This is a genomic window from Phenylobacterium sp. (assembly GCF_041913825.1).
Lineage (GTDB): Bacteria > Pseudomonadota > Alphaproteobacteria > Caulobacterales > Caulobacteraceae > Phenylobacterium.
The window spans coordinates 202,858-220,188 of record NZ_JAYSEO010000001.1 but is presented as its reverse complement, the minus strand read 5'-3'; the positions used below and the strand labels follow the sequence as shown (position 1 = coordinate 220,188).

Here is a 17,331-nt window from a genome sequence, read left to right as displayed (position 1 = left end):
GGTCAAAAGACCCGCTTGATCGCGCCACAGGCTTTGACTAGGTTCCGCGCCTCGCCGGGGGGCACACTCTCCGGCGAGCCGAGACCTCGGGGCTATAGCTCAGTTGGTAGAGCGCTTGAATGGCATTCAAGAGGTCAGCGGTTCGACTCCGCTTAGCTCCACCATGAGGGCCTTCAGTAAACCACTGAAGGCCCTCACCATTTTTGGGCAAGAGCTTGCGCGGGCATACCAACCCTACGAAGCTCGAGGCGCGCTGGGTACCGCCGGGGTACCACTTGCAGTCTGCCATCGCCTGGCGTTTCGCTGCGTTCCACGGGGCTTCAATCCGGTTTCGCGCGGGTCCCTCGGGTGCCGACTCATCAGCGGCCGGGGGGGCGTAAGGTTACGTAGCGACCGGACGCCGGATCTGCGCGACGCTGGAGGCTCACGTGGAGGCCCCACAATGGCTCGTAGCTCAACTCTCAATGTCGAACAGGCGAAGCGCGTCTACAGCGATCTCGTCAGGGCGGTCCTTGACCTCGCCGCAGAGTGTCCGGAGAGCCATCACGTCGATGCGCTGGCCACCGTCGTCGATGCGTTCCACGACGACGTCCTGCGACCGCTTGAAGGTGGAAGGCCGGACCACCGCTGAGCTTGGCGGGAGCAACGGGCCTGCGGGCGAGCGCAGGTCCCCACCAATTCGCGTGCTCCGGCACGTCTCGGCAGGGGCGCGTCGCTTTCCTATAATTAGACGGGTCGATGGTCGGCTTAGTGTTCGCTGCGCTTAATCAGCGGGAAAGTTCGCACCTAGCGAATGTCAGCGCTTCGTTAGCGTCGTGGCGCGCAGCTTATGTCTCGCTCCCTTTGATACGGCCCAGCGGGGCGGAGCGGCGAGCGAGCGCCGGCTGTTATTAAAGGCAGCGATTTATTAGGCGGGGAGAATCCTCCATAATTAAGAGCTGCAATTAGTAAGGGGCGAAAATGTCGGTCGCTAGCGAGAGGGCGAAATCCGATCGGGCAGGTCGGTATGTCCGCCAAGCTACCGGCTACGCCGCCTTCATTCCCAATGCGCTCCCCCCAAACCCGCCTCTGCTGTTCGACGACGAGATGCAGACCTTGCTCTCGCGGGCGGATCGCGCGCTGGGACGTTTGGATGGTTCTATCCAGACCCTCCCGAACCCGGATCTCTTTGTCTTCATGTACGTCCGCAAGGAGGCAGTGCTCTCAAGCCAGATTGAAGGCACGCAGTCCTCCTTGGCGGACGTGCTGGAGGTGGAAGCCAGCGTCTTCGATCCGCACCATCCGAGCGATGTGGGCGAAGTCCTGAACTACGTCACCGCAATGAACTACGGACTGCAGAGATTGGAGGAACTCCCGCTCAGCATCCGGCTGATCAAGGAAATCCACAACGAACTCCTGCACGATGTCCGCGGCCGTGAGAAGAACCCTGGGGAGGTGCGCACGTCGCAGAACTGGATTGGTCCCGGCGGCTGCACGCTGCAGACGGCGAGCTTCGTTCCGCCGCCGCCCCATGAGGTCATGAACGCGCTCGGTGATCTCGAGTCATTCATGCACTCCGAGGTCTACCTGCCGGCCCTGGTGAAGATCGGTCTGATCCACGCGCAGTTCGAAACCATCCACCCCTTCCTCGATGGGAACGGCCGCGTCGGTCGCCTGCTGATCACGTTCCTGCTCATGCAGAACGAGATCCTGCTCAAGCCCGTCCTCTACATCTCTCACTATTTCCGACGGAATCGAGCCGAGTACTACGACCGCCTTCAAGCGGTGCGAGATCGGGGCGAGTGGGAGCCCTGGCTCAAATTCTTCCTGACCGGCATCGCTGCCGTCAGCCTCGAGGCAACAGAAACGGCGAGAGCCATTGTCGACCTGCGGGAGCGCCATCGTCGTCTTGTCACCGAGCGTTTCGGGCGCGCCGCAGCGAACGGCCTGAATGTTCTCGAGGGACTCTTCAGTAGCCCGATCGTGACGGTTGGTCAGGTGCAGAAAAGTCTCGGCATCACCTATCCGCCCGCAAATGCGCTTGTGCAGCGGTTTGTCGACGCCGGAATTCTCTTCGAGATGACCGGCCAGGAGCGCTACCGCGTCTATCGCTACAGCCCGTACATCAACCTGTTCGCCGACAACCGTGAGGAGGCCCAGTTCGATTACGGGCCGTCTCAGGGCTAGTCGACCGCGCGCCTGTCGCTCAAGCGCCGATGAAACGCTCAGCCGCGACACTCGGCCCTCCGCGCCGCGCTCGAAGTTCCGCCTAGCGTGCGAGGTCGCTCGACCTCCCAAGGCTCCTGACTACGGCGCCCTGCGGTGTTGGAACGAGTTCGATGCTTCGACCCAAGGTGGGTGGGGCCTGACCGAACTTGAGCCGTGCATAGTGTTCGGCCCCTGATCCGTCCCGCACGATCACCCAGCCAGAGGCACCCAGTTCATCATGCCGCCCGGCCCTCACGACCCGCCCACGGACCGCCTCCGCATCGAGTTCACGAACCTCGCGCCCCGATTCAAGGCGACGCAGGTACAGCGTTCGGATGATGTCCCGCCGAAGCTGTAGACTGCGGAGCTGTCTCTCAAGGTCGGAATCGAGCCTGTACCTGTGGCCTGTGCGCCTAGCCAGGCCAAGCGCCTCGAGATGCCGCAACCGCCCCCGCGTCAAAGCGGACCACGCGTCACTGCCGCCCACGCCATCGTCAACCATGCCATCGCGATCCGCGGCCTGCAGGAGCCGCCGGTCGAACCCCGTGAATCGGTCGGCTTGGGTCTCCCGCCAGATCCGCCGTTCCGCGTCGGCTCGTGAGAGATCGCCGAGCCGCTCTTGGGCGACCTCCTGCGCGCGCATGCGGAAACCGACTGAGATGTAGTGGCGCGGAATGACGAGGTCCTTGCCGTTCGGCTTTCGACCTCGCACCAGTACGTGGGCATGCGGCTGGTCGGTGTCGAAGTGGCAGGTCGCGACCCATTGGAGGCCGGGCTGTCCGAGGTCGCTGGCCACACGGTTCATGACCTCGCGGGTGTAGTCGCGAAGATCGGCCAATCGTTCCCCGTGCTCCGGCGAGATGATGAAACGGAAGTGGTGTCGGTCAGCCGCCCATCCCGCCGTCGTTGCTGTGGGATCCGCCGCATCGGACCGGGCGTCGAAGAAGTCGGGACGGGCGCCTTCCAGGCCCGCACCGGAGCGGCCCAGGTAGGCCATGTGCGCCGCGAGCGCTGCCCCGCGCGCGACGCCACGGCCCATGTGCCGTGACACCAGGGCCTTCACGATCACCCGCTGGCGGACGTCCAGCCTGAAGGCTCGGCCCGAACGCTTCTGGGCGGATCGAAGCACGCCGGCGCGATCGCCGTAGGCGAAGAGTCGGGACGCCGACAGACGCTGTATCATGCCGAGACGGACGCCGCCGCTGTCCCGTTTCAGCCTGCAGGGAAGCCGTGCGATGCGATCCACATCCTCAGGGCTTCCGGCGATGTTCAAGCGGGCGCTGATGGCCTCACGGACCGACATGCGAGCCGTCCTGACCGATATTAGGGTGTCATCCCGTGGCTCTGCGTCGTCGCAACTTGCCAAGGCGCTCTAGCCGACGGCCAACTGCCCGAAATGATGAAGCAAAAGCGAGGCGAAAACACCTCTTTTATCTTGCCCTAAAGCTCCAAATTCACGTTCAGATCAACTCTGATCAATCCCGCGCAAACGAATGCAAAGGTGAACCCCGGAACGTCTGCGCTTGATCTAACCTGAGTCTCGCCCCCGCCCGGCGAAATGAAGAAACCCGCCCGGCCAGAGCCGAGCGGGTCGAAGGTGGTGGTGTTGGGAGCCTGGAGCGTCAGGCCGCCCTAGCCCGTATCGCCAGATGCTGGACGCCTCGGGAGGCCGCCTGCTGCGCCAGGTTCAGCGCGGGCCCGAACGGATGCGAGCCGGCCGCCCGGCCTTCGTCGAGGGACTGCGCGAGCGTGAGGCAGCAGGTGGGCTCGAGCGCCATGAGGTCATCATTGGCGCGGAACGGTGCAGCCTTCCCATGCCGGTCGAAGTCCGCCCGGGCCACCACGAGCGTCACACCCTTCTGCTGCGCCCAGCGGATCGCGATCCGCTCCGCGCCCTTGGCTCCGGTGGTGGCCAGCGCCATATCCGGCCACTGCACGTGCGCCCAGTTCAGGGCGTCGAAGATGCGGTTGGCGTCGAGCCGGCTGTCGGCGAACGGGGCAGCCCGGAAGGCCACCACGTGTCCGCCCGGATCCGCATCCCGCGTCCGCCGCGTCTCGATCGCGCGCAGGGCCTGCTTGGCCTCCAGCTGCGCCGCGGTCAGCCGCGTGCCGCGCCGGCTGCCCCGCCACGGCGTCCAGACCTCGCCGGTCGCCGTCGTGTAGACCTCGGCCGCCGCATCCCGGACCAGCTCGCAGGCCGTCTGGGCCACATCCGCAGCCCGGGCCATCCGGGTCGCGTCCTGCAGTTCGGTGTCGGCCATCTCCGACCCGTCGAAGTCGCGTTCCAGGAACCGCATCCGGTCGCGGGCCCGATCCGCGTCGCGCTCGATCCGGCCGGCCGCCGAATGGAAGGCGCCGATCAGGCTCTCAGCCAGGATCGTCTGCACATCCTCAAGGGCCGTGTCGGCGATCAGGTCGAGGAGCTCGGTCATCACCGCGTGTCCCAGCTGCTCCAGGGCCGCTTCCGTCGGATGCGGCCGCGGATCGTCCAGCGCCGAGGCCTGCACGTCGAAGGCCGTGTCGGAAGTCGAGAAGGCATGAAGGGAGAAGGTCATCGAAGGACTCCATGATTTGAAGGAACCGCCGATGCGCCCCAGCGCAACGACCTCTGTCTTGGCCACGTCGGGCCCCGGCCCGTCACCGGAGCGGAGCGCCTCTCGCGAAGCGGAGGGAAACGGCCGCCAGGCCGTTGACGGGCCGGGTGACGTGACAAGATCGGAGGGCGTTGTGTGGGGGCGTTTGCGCCCGCCCGTAGAGGCGGGCGCGCAACTCGGCGCGCCCTTCGCGCCGATAGCTGAGGTCGATCAGGCCCAGACCGCTCGGCCCGCGAGCTTCACGAGATGGCTCCGCGCCGTCGCGCGGTAAGCCAGCGCCCCGTGCGGTGCGCAGTAGGCGCCGCGTTCACGAGGCCGGCCGCACAGGCAGAAGGCCTCGTCCTGTGGCTCCCCGATCGGCCAGCGGCACTGCCCCAGCCGCACGCTGACGACGCTCGCCAGACCCGTTTCCGGCGCGGTGAGGGGCGGGTGCGCCGGCCGAGGCAGGCGACGCGCCTTCTTGGGCGGAATGCGTCCGCGTCGCTCACGCCGCTGGTCAGGCCGGCCGGCGCCCGGGACGTGCGGTGTCGCGCGCCCGCAGAGCCCCATCCGATGGACCTTGCCGATGACGGCGTTGCGGGTCACGCCGCCCAGGATTCGCGCGATCTGGCTTGCGCTCAGCCCTTCCGTCCAGAGACGCGCGAGCGTCTCGACACGGTCGTCGGTCCAGGTTGCGGACATGATGGGATCTCCGGGTCCTTCGAGCCTGATCGGCTCGTCCCGGTTCGCCCTCCTCCCGCCTCCGCGTGAGGGATCGTCACCCGAATGGGCGGAGACCCGGCACGGGGCTCCGGGAGCCGCAGGCGAGTAGAGCCCGACCCGGCCCAGGGCCGGGGCACGCCCGACCACCCGAGGCCGCCGGCGAATCCCCCTAGGAGGTTCACATGGCGCTCGAGCCACCGATCGAGAACAAGGGACATGCGGTCATGCGCGCGCTCGTCGAGAGCGGTGTCGGCCTGCTGCCCTTTGTGGGCCCGATCACGCGCCTCTTTCAGACGACCCATCCGACGCAGTTCGCTCGCGATGTCGAACAGTGGCAGGGCGACATCACCGCCACGGTCAACGACCTCTCAGCACGCCTCGCCGAGCTCGAGGCCCGCTCTGCGCCGCAGCTGCGCCTGTCGGACCTGGCGGTGGAGGTCGCGCTCTGGCTCGCGGGGTCTCCCGATCGCCCGCCGCATCATCCGGTGTCGCTGGGAGAGATCGCGGCGGGACTTGCCGATCACGACCCCGCGCTTGTGGCGGAGGCGACGCACGAGCTCAAGGACGCCGACCTCGTCGCGATTTCCCCGTCGATCGGCGCGGGCGGAGATCGGGTGCGCGCACGATGGATGCTCATCTGGTTCTTCCTCCCGCTGGCCGGAGGCGCGTCCCCGTTCAAGGACGCCGCCCGCCTTGCGGAGCTGGCTCTGCAGAGTGACATGCTGTCGGCACAGGACGTCCACGAAGACCTCGAATGGCCCGTTCAACGGGTGAACGCCGCGATGGAGCTGATCGCCACCTTCGCACCTGAGGGGCACGTCAGCCGCCCGGCGCACTCTGTCTTCACGCTCTATACCGTCCACATCGACGCCGGTACGCGGCGTCGCCTGCGCGGGTGGCTCGGAACCTCCAGCAGCACCGCATAAGGAAACGGCCGGCCCCCAAGGGGACCGGCCGCTCCTGGGCCAGGGTCAGGCGTTCGTCAGAACGGAATCTCGTCGTCGAGATCGGCCAAAGTCGACGGCTCGTCGGGCGGGGACACGGGCTCAGGACGCGGACCCTTCGCCTTGATCCGCAGGTTCTCCACCACGAGGCGCAGGTCGTAGTGCTTCGTCCCGTCGCGGCCGGTCCAGGTGTCGTTCTCGACGTGGCCGCTCACCACCACGCGCGACCCTTTCCGGGCATAGGCGGCGATGTAGTCCTCGGCGGTCTTCTCGTTGAAGCACACGCAGTTGAAGCCGGTCGTGCGCTCGTCGCGTTGGCCGTCGCCGCGCCGGAACCGCACGGTCTCCAGGACGCGGAAGGCGGCGCGCTTCCGGCCGTTGCCCCGGGCCGCCAGGATGGAGGGATCGGCGGCGAGATAGCCTTCGATGATCACACTTTGCATGGTCAGTCTCCTTGTTCGAATGAGTTCAGGATCAGGCGGCCTGTCGTTCGGCCGGCGCCTCGCGGTCGCTCGTCCAGTCGAGGACGGTGAGCGAGCGAACGACGAGCTCCTTGGCGGCGCGTTCGCCGCCGTCGCGAGCCTCGTAGAGGTTGTCCACGAAGGCGCCGACCACCACGACCTCGCAGCCGCTGGCCAGGCCCTCGGCGATCACGCGCTCGTTGAGTCCCTTGGCCCAGCTCACACAGTTCACGCCCACCACCCGCGGCTCGCCGCTCGCGTCGCGGCCCCGGTTCTCCAGGAGCCGGAACACCGCCTTCCCGAAATCGTCGGTCACCTGCGGATCCGCGGACAACCGACCGACAAACACCACGTTCTGCACCACAGTCTCCTCGTTCAGCGAAGCGGTCGGACCCGTCGTCCAGCCTGCTTCACCCGGCGAAGCCCTTCCTCCCTCCACCCCACGCGGCGAGCGGCCCGCCCGGATCCTGGAAGACGCCGAGAGCCCCAGCGTGAACGCGATGCCACCGCCAGACGGTGCGCCGCGCGTCATGCACTGTCGCCTCGCCCCGATCGGGCTCGAACGCCTGCAGTCCCAGCGCCAGGTAGGGGATCGCCCAGTCGCAATCCTCCTCGAACCACCCGCCGGCGCTGCAGGCAGTTTCTCGCAGCGGTTCCGGGATCCGCGCCAGGCCCGCCGCGGAAACCCACACGGCACCGTGCGACGCCGTCGTGACGGCGACGGCGTCCGGCCCCAGCGGCCGGACGGTCTGGATCGCACCCCAGGGCGAATGTCCGCCCGGAGCGGGCGGGAAGGTCGTGGACATCTGAAGATCCTACACCGCGAGCGAGGACCATCCCCCGCTCCGGCTCGCCCGACGCAGTCCTCCCTTCCGCGCTCATCCGCGCTGCGACACGATCGGGCCTTGGCGTGACCCCGGCCAGGGGGGTATGGCGAGACGATGAGCGACTTCGTCGATGTCTCGGGCGCCTCCGGAGCCCAGTACCGATTCCGGCGCGCCGCCCCCGCCGAGCTACCGCCGACCGCCGGCAACCTGCTGGTGGCCACCGGCCCGACGGCGCGGCTGAAGGTGCTTCTCTGTGGCTCCGTCGTCAGCCTGGCTCAGGCCGCCCCGACGGCCGAGGAGGTCCTCAAGGCGAATCGCAACGCCCGCCTCTACGTCCGCCTCAACGTCGCGCGCACGACCCGCGAAGCCGAACACCAGGACATCGTGGCCGCCACGGCGCCCGAGACGATCGCCTCCGACCTCGACTGATCAGGCGCCCGCGTCCAGCACCTGCACGACCGTATGACGGGCGAGAACCGCGGCGGCCACGTCCGCCCGGTCCACCGGCACGAACACCCGCAGGGTGTAGGCGATGATCTCGGTGAAGCAGCCGAGCGCCACCAGGGCGGCCCGATCGGCCGCCCCGCCCACCACCTCCAGCCGCCAGCGATCCATCACCCGGGCCCGGCGCAGCCACAGGCCGCCGGCCAGGCCCAGCTGCACGCCGCGCTCCAGCGTCTCGCGCAGCACCAGATCGCCGTCGCCCCAGGCCTCGGCCAGGCCCGTCACCCCAAGTGCGGCCTTGAGCGCCGCCACCTGGGCAGGGTCCAGCACGCGCCCGAGCCAGCGGCGCCCGTCCGGAGCCTTCAAGCGCCGGACCTGCGCGCCCTTGGCCGGCAACCGCGCCCACACCGGCAGCAGGAGCCCGGTGGCCAGGGTCAGCTCGCGCGTCCGCCACGGGTCGGCGGCGGAGATCTCCGCCTCCCACGTCGCACGCCAGACACCCGGCGCGGCCGGCGCCCAGGCCGACTCCTCGAACGCCTTGGCGGTCTCGATGGACCTGCCCTCCGGACGGCGCAGGCGCACCGCCGGCAGCAGCCGGTCGTCGTCGTCGGTGGTCGTGAGGCCGAGCTCCACGAGGGCGGCGCGCCCCGAGCGGTCGTTGATGGCCATGACCGCCGCCTCGCCCAGCTCGGCCGCGCGCGCCAGCGCCTCGTCTACCGACAGGAATTCGCGCCGCACCCGCAGCGCAAACCGGATCAGGCGGGTCTGCGCGCCGCTGGCCGGGTCCTCGCGCACCACCTCCTCGCCGAGGACCTCCAGCTCGTCGGCGACGATGTCCTCGACCCCGTGGTCGAGATGACTCGCCGCGGCGGCGCGCTCCACCACGCCGGCCAGGATCCTCTCATAGTCGGCGAACAGCGCGTTCTGATCGGCGATCCGTAGCGCCAGTAGGCGGTTCAGGAAGGTGTTGATCGGCGGCAGGTCCTCCGGCCCCTTCAGCAGCCCTTCACTGTCGAGCAGACGCAACCCGGTCTTGGCCTCGAACTCGCCTAGCGTGAGGCTGGTCACCTCGCCGCGGGCGAGCGCGCCGTAGAGGATCAGCAGGGCGCGGCGCGCCCACGGGCTCTCGAGGTTGTCCTCGGCGCGGAAGAGGCCGGCGCCCGCGACACGCCGCTCGCCGCGGGTGAGCGCCCCCAGCGAGTCCAGCCGCCGCGCGATGGTCGACAGGAAGCGCTTCTCGCCCACGATGTCGGTGGTCGCCGGGCGGAACAGCGGCGCCGAGGCCTGGTGGGTGCGGTGCGTCCGGCCCAGCCCCTGGATGGCGGCGTCCGCGCGCCAACCGGGCTCGACGAGGTAGTGCACGCGGCGCTCGCGGTTCACCGCGTCGAGCGCGGCGTGGTAGCTGCGGCCCGTGCCCCCGGCGTCGGAGAACACCAGCACGCGCTTGCGCCCGTCCATGAAGGCGTCGGTCTCGGCGCGCGCCGCCGAAGGGCCGCGACGCTCCACCATGCGCCGCCCCTCCCTCAGGACCACACGGCGCGAGCGGCCGGTGATCTCGGCGACGGCCCCCGTCCCGAAGGCGTCGAGCACGGCGTCCAGCACGCCCGGCACCGCCGGCAGGCTCGCCAGCGCCGCGATGGTCTCGTCGCGCAGCCGCATCGCCTCCTGGCTGTGCACGGGACGCCCGTCCCGCATCACCGGGACCAGGGTCACCTCGCCCTCTTCGCTCTCGATCGCCTCCATCAGCGCGGTCGGGAAGGCGCCCTTGAGGTAGTCGAGGACATATTCTTTCGGCGTCAGGTCCACCTGCAGGTTCGACCACTCCTCCGGGGGAATCTCGTCGAGCCTGCGGTTCATGACCGCCTCGTTGGTCGAGACGATCTGCACCACGGCGGAACGGCCTGCGCCCAGGTCGCCCCGAATGGCCGCCACCAGGGTGGGCGCCTTCAGGCCGGCCAGCAGGTGGCCGAAGAAGCGCAGCTTGGCGCTCTCGAAGGCGGAGCGGAGCGCGCTCAGCGCAGCCCCGCTGGCCACCTTGCCGTCGTCGTCGACGATGCCCACGGCGCGGATCGCGGCGCCCAGGTTGGCGTGGATCACTTGGAAGGCGTCGGCCCAGGCGTCCCAGATCGCCACGTCGTCGGCGGTCAGTGGATGCTCGAGCGGCGCATACTCGACGCCCTCGAACGACAGGCTGCGCGCCACGTAGAGCCCCATGGCCTTCAGCTCACGCGCCACCAGCTCCATGAAGGCGATGCCGCCGCTCTCGGCCGCCTCGAGGAAGTCGGCCCGGGTCGTGAACGGCGCCTCCGGCCCACCCCACAGGCCCAGCCGCGACGCATAGGCGAGGTTGGCGGGCTCGGTGGCGCCGGTCGCCGAGACGTAGAAAACCCGCGCGTTCGGCAGCCGGTTCTGTAGCGCGAGCCCTGCCAAGCCCTGCTGGGAGGCCTTCTTCGGCCCACGCCCACCGGCGCCGCCCCGCGGCGCGAGGGAATGGTGGCGCGTGGCGATTGAACCCTTCGACCTAACGGGCGTCGATGGCGTCATGCCGGCGAATCAGGCGCGCAGTCGCGAGGCCCAGGCGCGCCTCATGAAGGCCGGCGAGGGGGTGTTCGCGAAGAAGGGCTACGACGAGGCCCACGTCGGTGACATCGCCGCTGCGGCGCAATGCTCGATCGGAAGCTTCTATCGGCGCTTCCGGGACAAGGAGGCGCTGTTCCGCGCCCTGCACCTGCAGTTCGCCTATCGTATCGAGCGGAACATGGAGCGGTTCCTGAGCCGGCCCGAGCGTGCGGAGCAGCCCGTCTACGAGGTGCTCGAGGTGCTCGTGCGCAACACCGCCCAGGTGATCGAGCGTCACCCGGGCTTCTTCCGGGCGCTGTTCCAGCGGATGCTGGCGGGCGCCGGGCACATCTACGTGCCGGCGCTCTGGGCGGCCGACACCGCCTCGGGCCACCGCCTCGCGGCGTTCCTGCGCAGCCGGCGCGAGGTCGCCGTCGAGCCGCTCGCCGTGCCGCTCGAGGAGGCGTGCGCGCTCGGGTTGCGCTCTATCGAGGCGATCCTGGTCCAGCGCGTCCTGCGCCGCGAGATGGTCTCGCAGGAGCCCTTCGCCTCGCCATTCGTCATCGAACGGCTGACGCGCATGCTGGCCGCCTGCATCGCGGTCGCGGCGCCGCCCGAGCGGTCACGCCCCGCTCCTTTACGGAAGCGAAATTCCGATTCATAGTCGCCCTGTCCGAGCCGTGGGAGGCGGAGGTGATCGACCTGCACTCTTGGTCCACGCCCAACGGCCGGAAGATCAACATCATGATGGACCGCCGGCTCGGCGAGGCCGAGCATTGGGCCCGCTGCATGGCCGCCCCCGAGTCTGCGAACCTGCGCGCCTGGTTCCGCCGGGTCGGCTCGCGGGGGGCCGTGCTGAACGGCGCGAACATCGGCGAGAACGCGTTCGCCCGGAGCCAGCGCGGGCGGTTGGCCGCGGCGGCCGAAGCCTGACGAGTCCGTTGACAAGCGAGGTCCTACGCGTAAGTTGAACCGGAATTCACATTCTCGTCCAAGACCGAAACAGAACAGGTTACACGGGGGGAGACACCACACATGCCAGGGCGCAGCCTTGCTTCGAAACTGCTCGCCACGAGCGCCATTGCGGTGGCCGTGGGCGTCGGAACTCCACCGGTGGTGAGTCGGCCGAAGTCGAAACCCTCATCGTCACCGCCAACAAGCGCGCCGAGAATATCCAGGATGTCCCGATGTCGGTCACCGCCGTCAGCGGCGAATTCCTCGAAAAGACAGGCGTGAGCAACGTCACCGAGCTCTCGCGCTTCATTCCTTCGGTGTCGATCTCGCAGTCGAACAACAACCGCAACACGACCGTCTTCGTGCGCGGCATCGGCACGTCGGGCACCAACCCAGGCATCGAGTCGAGCGTCGGGATCTTCATCGACGGCGTCTACATCCTGGCGGCGGGCCCTATTCAGGGGAACCTGCAGGACATCTCCACGGTGGAAGTGCTGCGCGGTCCGCAGGGCACGCTCTATGGCCGCAACACGCCGGTGGGCGCGATCAACATCACCTCGCGCGCGCCCTCGCAGCAATCCGAGGGCATGCTGACCGCGCGGGTCGGCAACTACGACGACTGGGGCGTCAGCGGCTACTTCGGCGGCGGCCTCTCCGAGACGCTCTCGGCCCGCGGGTCGTTCTGGTACGCCGATCGCGAAGGCTATGAGACGAACCTCTTCGATGGCGACGACGTCAACGGCACCCGTCAGTACGGCTTTCGCGGCCGGGTGAGGTGGGAGCCGACCGACGCCGTCACCGGCGACTTCATCGGCTATTACGCGAACATCAAGTCGAACTGCTGCACGCCCGACACGCTGGATCCGAGCTCGCCGACCGGCATCGCGACGGCGGGTTTCCTGGCGGCGGCGGCGGCCATCGGGCGGCCGTTCCGCAACTACGACGACGGCGACCACGTGGTCGACGACGATGTCGAAGGCGACAACAAGACCGACGTGTACGGCGTGTCGGCCACGTTCAACGTGGACCTGCCGAGCGGCCACACCCTGACCTCGATCACGGCCTTCAACGGTTACGAGGACAAGATCGTCTCGCTGGCCGCCGACGGTCTGCCGCAGAACACCGCCACCGGCTCGCAGCGCCTGCGCGCCGAGGGCTACTCAGAGGAACTGCGCATCGCCTCGCCCGCGGAGCAGCGCTTCTCGTACCTGGGTGGCCTCTACCTGTTCTCGGAAACCCTCACCTACACGTCGCGGACGGTCCTCGGTCAGCACGCCAACCGGCTCCTGCCAAATGGCCGTCGCTTCACGCCCGGCGACACGGGCATCTTCTACTACACCCAGGACACCCAGAGCTGGGCGCTGTTCGGGCAGGGGACGTTCAAGGTCACCGAGAACCTGCGGCTCGTCGGCGGCCTGCGCTACTCCTACGACAAGAAGAATTCCTACCTCGATGGCGACGTGAACCCGACGGCCTCGCTGGCGGCGCGCGCCGTGTTCCCGGTGAACCACCTGGGCAAGGTCAAGCGCAACGAGGACAAGATCACCTGGTCGGCGACGGTCCAATACGACATCAACCCGGACGTCATGGCCTATGCGCTGGCGGCCACCGGCTACAAGACGGGCGGCTACAATGCGCGCGCCTCCGCCGTGGGCGTGCCGGTGGAGTTTGACGCCGAGAACTCCGAGACGATCGAGGTCGGCATCAAGGCGCTGCTGCTCGACAACCGCCTCGTGCTGAACGCCGACGTCTATCGCATGAAGCTTTCGGACTTCCAGGACTCGATCCTGAATCCGCTGACCGGCTCGGGCTTCATCGTCGCCAACGCCGGCGACCGCCGCGTGCAGGGCTTCGAGGCCGACGCCGAGTTCCGGCCGATCCGCGAGTTCACGCTCAAGGGCTCCGTGGGCTACATGGACGCGGAATTCACGGACTACACGGCCGGCCAGTGCTACGCCGGCCAGCCTGCCAACGGCACGGCGCCCGGCACCTGCAACTACAATGGCAAGACCCCCTCCCACAGCCCGAAGTGGACGTGGAGCCTGGCAGGCCAGTACCAGACGCCCCTTGCCGGCACCGGTCTGGAGATCTTCGCCAACGCCGATGTGAGCTACGCAAGCTCCAAGTTCCTCGAGCCCCTGCTGGACCCCCGCGGCCTCCAGGACTCGGTGACCTTGGTCGGCGTGCGCCTGGGCGTCACGCCGGAGAAGGGCCCGTGGCGGGTCTCCGCCTACGCCAAGAACCTCTTCGATCGCAGCTACTTCGTGCAGAGCACACTGCAGCCGCTCAACGCCTTCATCTCGGCCGGCGGTTCGGCGCAGGCCCAGGGCTTCGTCGGTTGGTATGGCCCGCCGCGCACCTACGGCATCGAGGCGACCGTAAAGTTCTGACGAGCCCCGCGGGGCGGCCGGTCGGGCGGCGCCGGGTGGCGCGTCCGGCCGGCGTCCACGCCACCTGAGGCCTGCCCATGCTGACGTTCGACCTCTACTGGTCCTTTCGCTCGCCCTATTCATACTTCGTCGCGCGTCGCCTGCGCACGCTGGAGCACGACTTCGAGGTGCGCTGCAATGTGCGGCCGATCTTCCCGATCGCGGTGCGGACGCCCGAATTCTTCGAGAGCCGCGACCCGCTCTGGTTCACCTACTTCCAGATCGACTGCCGGCGCGAGGCCGCGTTCCTGGGTCTGCCGTTCCGATGGGCGAGGCCCGACCCGGTGTTCCGCCTGCCCGACGGCAGCTATCCGAAGGAACAGCCCCACATCCATCGCCTGACCTACCTGGGCGTGGCCGCCGCCGAGCGCGGCCGTGGCCTGCCGTTCCTCGACGAGGTGAGCACGCTGATCTGGGGCGGCGCTGTCGACGACTGGCATCTGGGCGACCACCTGCGCCAAGCGGCCAGCCGCGCCGGCCTGGACTACGACGAGCTGTCGGCGGCGGTCGACGGCGACCCCGAACGCTACCGCGCTATCGTCGAGGAGAGCCAGGTCGCACAGCGTGGGGGCGGCCACTACGGCGTGCCCCTGATGGTGTTCGATGGCGAGCCCTTCTTCGGCCAGGGCCGCTTCGACCAGTTGCGTTGGCGCCTGGAACTGAAGGGCCTGAAGCGTCGCGCGCCGGCATGAGCCCGGCGGCCCCCCACCTGCACCTCTACGGCGCGCCGGCCTCGCTCTATACGGCCAAGGTCCGCGCCTTCCTCCGGGTGCGTGGCGTGCCGTACGTCGAGCGCTTCCCGTCTCACGCGCGATATCGCGACGTGGTGAAGCCCGCCGTGGAGTCGCACCGCATTCCGGCGGTGGAGTTCGCCGACGGCATGATCCTTCAGGACTCGGCGGTGATCCTCGACGAGCTGGAGCGTCGCTATCCCGACCCCAACGCAGCGCGGATGGGCCCCCGCCAGGCGTTGGCGACGCAACTGTTGGAGGTGCTCGGCGACCGGGGTCTGGCGAAGCCTGCGATGCACTACCGCTGGAACTTCCCGGAGGTGAACGAGGGCTTCGTCATCGGCGAGTTCGGCCGTTCGCTGCGCTTTCCCGCGCCGCCGGAGGAGGTCGAGCGACTAGGCCAGCGCGTGGCCTCGCGCATGTCGTCCTACCTGCCGATGCTGGGGATCGAGCCGCGCACGGTCCCGGTGATCGAGCAAGTCTACGGCGAGACCCTGGCGCTCCTGAACACGCACCTCTCCGAGCATCCCTACGTCCTGGGCGGCGCGCCCAGCCGTGGCGACTACGCCCTGATGGGCCCGCTCTACGGCCACCTCGCGCGCGACCCCTATCCGCTGCAGCTCATGCAGCGTACGGCGCCTCTGGTCTTCCGCTGGACCGAGCGCGTCAACGGGGCCGAGGCGGAGACGCCGGAGTTCCCCGACCGGGCGTTCGAACTGCCGGCGAACGACGAGGTGCCGCCGACGCTGAGCGCCTTCATGCGGCATGTGTTCCGCGCCTACGCCGAGGAGCTGACCCTCAGCGCCGAGCGCTTCAATGGCTGGGTAGCGGCGAACCCGGATTCGCCGGCCGGCGCCTGGATCTCGCCCGAGGGGGCCGACCAGCCTGCGCTGGGGGCGATCATCGTCGACTATCACGGCGTCGCGGTCGAGCAGCAGGCTCTGGGCCACTCGCTCTGGCTGCTCCAGAGGGCGCTGGATCTCATGGACGGTCTGAGCGGCGCCGAGCGTGCGGCGGCCGAAAGCTTTGCGCGGGAGGCCGGCGCAGAGGCCGTCCTCTCGATCCGGCTGGCGCGACGGCTGACGCGCGTGCGCAGCCGTCTGGCGGTGGAGTAACGGCATGACCAGCAAGGGGGACAAGATGGCGGACACCCACGCGCCCGACGCCGGCGGAACGTCGCGGGCCTATGCCCGATACGCCCTGGGCCTGCTGCTGTTGGTCTATGTGATCAACTACGTCGACCGTCAGGTGCTCTCGATCCTGGTCGAGCCGATCCGCAAGGAACTGGGGCTCAGCGACACTCAGATCGGGCTGCTCTCGGGCCTGGGCTTCGCCCTGTTCTACGCCGCGGCGGGACTGCCGATCGCCAGGCTCGCCGACCGGACCTCGCGCAAGGGCATCATCGCCGGCTGCCTGGCGCTGTGGAGTGGCGCGACCGCCCTCTGCGGGCTGGCCGCCAACTTCTCCCAGCTTCTCGTCGCCCGCGCACTGGTGGCGGTGGGCGAAGCGGGCGCGGGGCCGGCGGGACACTCGATGCTCGCCGACCTCTTCCCGCACGGGAAGCGGGCGACCGCGTTGGCGGTGTTCTCATGCGGCGTGCCCATCGGCATCCTGGTGGGACTGTTGGCCGGCGGATGGCTGAACCAGGCGTTCGACTGGCGCACCGCCTTCATTGTGGTCGGGCTGCCGGGGGTCCTGGTCTCGGTGGTGGTGGCGCTGACCCTGAAAGAGCCCCCGCGCTCGGGCGAGGCCGGAACCGAGAAGCCCCCGTCAACGCGCGAGGCCCTGGGCGCGCTGATGCGGATCCCGGCGTTCAACTACCTCGTCCTCGGCGCGGCCTTGCACGCCTTCACCTCGTACGGCGCGCTGCAGTGGAATCCGGCCTTCATGATCCGCTTTCACGCCCTTTCCACCGGCGAGGCGGGTCTGGCGCTGGGTCTGATCTCAGGCGTGACCGGCGTGGTCGGAACCTTGGCAGGCGGCTGGTTCGCCGACCTCCTGGGCAAGCGTGACAACCGCTGGTACGCGTGGCTCCCGGCGCTCATGATCGGCGTGCGCGCGCCGCTGTTCATCAGCGCCTACCTGGCGCCGACGCCGGCGCTCGCCATCGCCTGCCTGATCCTGCCGGGCTTCCTCGGCAACAGCTTCACGGGACCGGTCTTCGGCACCATCCAGACCCTGGCGCCGGTGCGCGTCCGGGCCTTCGCCTCGGCCTGGACGCTGTTTATCATCGCACTCGTCGGCTTTGGTCTGGGCCCGCTCGTGATCGGCATGACCAGCGACGCGCTCGCCCCGGCGTTCGGGAACCGGAGCCTGGGCTACGCGATCGCACTGGCCGCGGTCGGCGAGTTGATTTCCGTGGTTTTCTTCCTGATGGCCGCGCGCCGACTGCCGCGAAATCCACCAGCCGCGCAGGCGGCGTGAATGCGCGGCGTCGTACCCTGTGCAATCTTCGCGCGCAGGCGCTAGAGGATAACCGTCCTTCGAAATCGAGTCGCC

At 68.8% G+C, this 17,331-nt stretch carries 16 protein-coding genes, 1 tRNA gene and 1 pseudogene; 10 read left to right on the top strand and 8 right to left on the bottom strand.

Features of this window, described 5'->3' with window-relative positions; all coding sequences use genetic code 11:
• Positions 1-88: 88 nt before the first annotated feature.
• A tRNA-Ala gene (locus tag ACE3Q8_RS01050) sits at positions 89-164 on the top strand.
• Between the two features lie 290 nt (positions 165-454).
• On the opposite strand, the gene ACE3Q8_RS01045 is transcribed toward ACE3Q8_RS01050, so the two are convergent.
• Positions 455-583 (bottom strand): hypothetical protein, encoded by a 129-nt coding sequence (locus ACE3Q8_RS01045; RefSeq protein WP_374468046.1) that lies wholly within the window; start codon positions 581-583, stop codon positions 455-457.
• Between the two features lie 377 nt (positions 584-960).
• Between ACE3Q8_RS01045 and ACE3Q8_RS01040 the strand changes: the two genes are divergently transcribed.
• Complete coding sequence (locus ACE3Q8_RS01040) at positions 961-2,166, top strand: Fic family protein (RefSeq protein ID WP_293465292.1); 1,206 nt, start codon at positions 961-963, stop codon at positions 2,164-2,166.
• Between the two features lie 82 nt (positions 2,167-2,248).
• Here ACE3Q8_RS01040 and ACE3Q8_RS01035 read toward each other — a convergent pair whose 3' ends face one another.
• The 3 genes from ACE3Q8_RS01035 to ACE3Q8_RS01025 all read right to left on the bottom strand — a co-directional run bounded on the left by ACE3Q8_RS01035 (position 2,249) and on the right by ACE3Q8_RS01025 (position 5,462).
• A complete protein-coding gene (locus tag ACE3Q8_RS01035) occupies positions 2,249-3,490 on the bottom strand; it encodes a DUF3363 domain-containing protein (RefSeq protein WP_293215223.1) in 1,242 nt (413 codons plus the stop codon).
• 319 nt (positions 3,491-3,809) lie between these two features.
• Entirely contained in the window at positions 3,810-4,742 is a 933-nt protein-coding gene (locus ACE3Q8_RS01030; protein WP_374468043.1) for a DUF2493 domain-containing protein, read from the bottom strand.
• Between the two features lie 249 nt (positions 4,743-4,991).
• A complete protein-coding gene (locus ACE3Q8_RS01025) occupies positions 4,992-5,462 on the bottom strand; it encodes a GcrA family cell cycle regulator (protein WP_293215220.1) in 471 nt (156 codons plus the stop codon).
• A 203-nt stretch (positions 5,463-5,665) separates the two neighbouring features.
• Between ACE3Q8_RS01025 and ACE3Q8_RS01020 the strand changes: the two genes are divergently transcribed.
• Positions 5,666-6,409, top strand: a complete 744-nt coding sequence (locus tag ACE3Q8_RS01020) for a hypothetical protein (RefSeq protein ID WP_293215219.1) — start codon at positions 5,666-5,668, stop codon at positions 6,407-6,409.
• Between the two features lie 56 nt (positions 6,410-6,465).
• Here ACE3Q8_RS01020 and ACE3Q8_RS01015 read toward each other — a convergent pair whose 3' ends face one another.
• The 3 genes from ACE3Q8_RS01015 to ACE3Q8_RS01005 all read right to left on the bottom strand — a co-directional run bounded on the left by ACE3Q8_RS01015 (position 6,466) and on the right by ACE3Q8_RS01005 (position 7,694).
• On the bottom strand, positions 6,466-6,870 hold the full coding sequence (locus tag ACE3Q8_RS01015) for a single-stranded DNA-binding protein (RefSeq protein ID WP_293215217.1): 405 nt from the start codon (positions 6,868-6,870) through the stop codon (positions 6,466-6,468).
• A gap of 31 nt (positions 6,871-6,901) precedes the next feature.
• Complete coding sequence (locus ACE3Q8_RS01010) at positions 6,902-7,204, bottom strand: single-stranded DNA-binding protein (protein WP_374468040.1); 303 nt, start codon at positions 7,202-7,204, stop codon at positions 6,902-6,904.
• A gap of 94 nt (positions 7,205-7,298) precedes the next feature.
• A complete protein-coding gene (locus tag ACE3Q8_RS01005; RefSeq protein ID WP_293215213.1) occupies positions 7,299-7,694 on the bottom strand; it encodes a hypothetical protein in 396 nt (131 codons plus the stop codon).
• A 135-nt stretch (positions 7,695-7,829) separates the two neighbouring features.
• Between ACE3Q8_RS01005 and ACE3Q8_RS01000 the strand changes: the two genes are divergently transcribed.
• The gene (locus tag ACE3Q8_RS01000) at positions 7,830-8,144 is read left to right on the top strand and encodes a hypothetical protein (protein ID WP_293215483.1); all 315 of its coding nucleotides are present in this window, start codon (positions 7,830-7,832) and stop codon (positions 8,142-8,144) included.
• On the opposite strand, the pseudogene ACE3Q8_RS00995 reads toward ACE3Q8_RS01000, so the two are convergent.
• Positions 8,145-10,643 (bottom strand): annotated as a pseudogene (locus ACE3Q8_RS00995) (strawberry notch C-terminal domain-containing protein); the annotation flags it as partial.
• A gap of 16 nt (positions 10,644-10,659) precedes the next feature.
• Between ACE3Q8_RS00995 and ACE3Q8_RS00990 the strand changes: the two are divergent.
• From ACE3Q8_RS00990 to ACE3Q8_RS00965, 6 genes are all read left to right on the top strand, one after another.
• Positions 10,660-11,382 (top strand): TetR/AcrR family transcriptional regulator, encoded by a 723-nt coding sequence (locus tag ACE3Q8_RS00990; protein WP_374468038.1) that lies wholly within the window; start codon positions 10,660-10,662, stop codon positions 11,380-11,382.
• Positions 11,383-11,411: 29 nt separating this feature from the next.
• On the top strand, positions 11,412-11,651 hold the full coding sequence (locus tag ACE3Q8_RS00985) for a hypothetical protein (RefSeq protein WP_374468036.1): 240 nt from the start codon (positions 11,412-11,414) through the stop codon (positions 11,649-11,651).
• Between the two features lie 44 nt (positions 11,652-11,695).
• Positions 11,696-14,062 carry a TonB-dependent receptor gene (locus ACE3Q8_RS00980; protein WP_374468174.1) on the top strand — a complete coding sequence of 789 codons (2,367 nt, stop codon included), beginning with the start codon at positions 11,696-11,698 and terminating at the stop codon, positions 14,060-14,062.
• Between the two features lie 77 nt (positions 14,063-14,139).
• Complete coding sequence (locus ACE3Q8_RS00975) at positions 14,140-14,793, top strand: 2-hydroxychromene-2-carboxylate isomerase (protein ID WP_374468034.1); 654 nt, start codon at positions 14,140-14,142, stop codon at positions 14,791-14,793.
• Positions 14,790-15,947, top strand: a complete 1,158-nt coding sequence (locus ACE3Q8_RS00970) for a glutathione S-transferase (RefSeq protein WP_293215209.1) — start codon at positions 14,790-14,792, stop codon at positions 15,945-15,947. The genes ACE3Q8_RS00975 and ACE3Q8_RS00970 overlap by 4 nt, the downstream gene beginning before the upstream one ends.
• Positions 15,948-15,951: 4 nt before the next feature.
• On the top strand, positions 15,952-17,256 hold the full coding sequence (locus ACE3Q8_RS00965) for an MFS transporter (RefSeq protein WP_293215207.1): 1,305 nt from the start codon (positions 15,952-15,954) through the stop codon (positions 17,254-17,256).
• Positions 17,257-17,331 lie beyond the last annotated feature (75 nt).

What these genes read in the sequence shown, in the direction of transcription:
- ACE3Q8_RS01040 (WP_293465292.1), top strand. Translation starts at nt 961, where the DNA reads ATGTCGGTCGCTAGCGAGAGGGCGAAATCCGATCGGGCAGGTCGGTAT.
- ACE3Q8_RS01035 (WP_293215223.1), bottom strand. Translation starts at nt 3,490, where the DNA reads ATGTCGGTCCGTGAGGCCATCAGCGCCCGCTTGAACATCGCCGGAAGC.
- ACE3Q8_RS01030 (WP_374468043.1), bottom strand. Translation starts at nt 4,742, where the DNA reads ATGACCTTCTCCCTTCATGCCTTCTCGACTTCCGACACGGCCTTCGAC.
- ACE3Q8_RS01025 (WP_293215220.1), bottom strand. Translation starts at nt 5,462, where the DNA reads ATGTCCGCAACCTGGACCGACGACCGTGTCGAGACGCTCGCGCGTCTC.
- ACE3Q8_RS01020 (WP_293215219.1), top strand. Translation starts at nt 5,666, where the DNA reads ATGGCGCTCGAGCCACCGATCGAGAACAAGGGACATGCGGTCATGCGC.
- ACE3Q8_RS01015 (WP_293215217.1), bottom strand. Translation starts at nt 6,870, where the DNA reads ATGCAAAGTGTGATCATCGAAGGCTATCTCGCCGCCGATCCCTCCATC.
- ACE3Q8_RS01005 (WP_293215213.1), bottom strand. Translation starts at nt 7,694, where the DNA reads ATGTCCACGACCTTCCCGCCCGCTCCGGGCGGACATTCGCCCTGGGGT.
- ACE3Q8_RS01000 (WP_293215483.1), top strand. Translation starts at nt 7,830, where the DNA reads ATGAGCGACTTCGTCGATGTCTCGGGCGCCTCCGGAGCCCAGTACCGA.
- ACE3Q8_RS00975 (WP_374468034.1), top strand. Translation starts at nt 14,140, where the DNA reads ATGCTGACGTTCGACCTCTACTGGTCCTTTCGCTCGCCCTATTCATAC.
- ACE3Q8_RS00970 (WP_293215209.1), top strand. Translation starts at nt 14,790, where the DNA reads ATGAGCCCGGCGGCCCCCCACCTGCACCTCTACGGCGCGCCGGCCTCG.
- ACE3Q8_RS00965 (WP_293215207.1), top strand. Translation starts at nt 15,952, where the DNA reads ATGACCAGCAAGGGGGACAAGATGGCGGACACCCACGCGCCCGACGCC.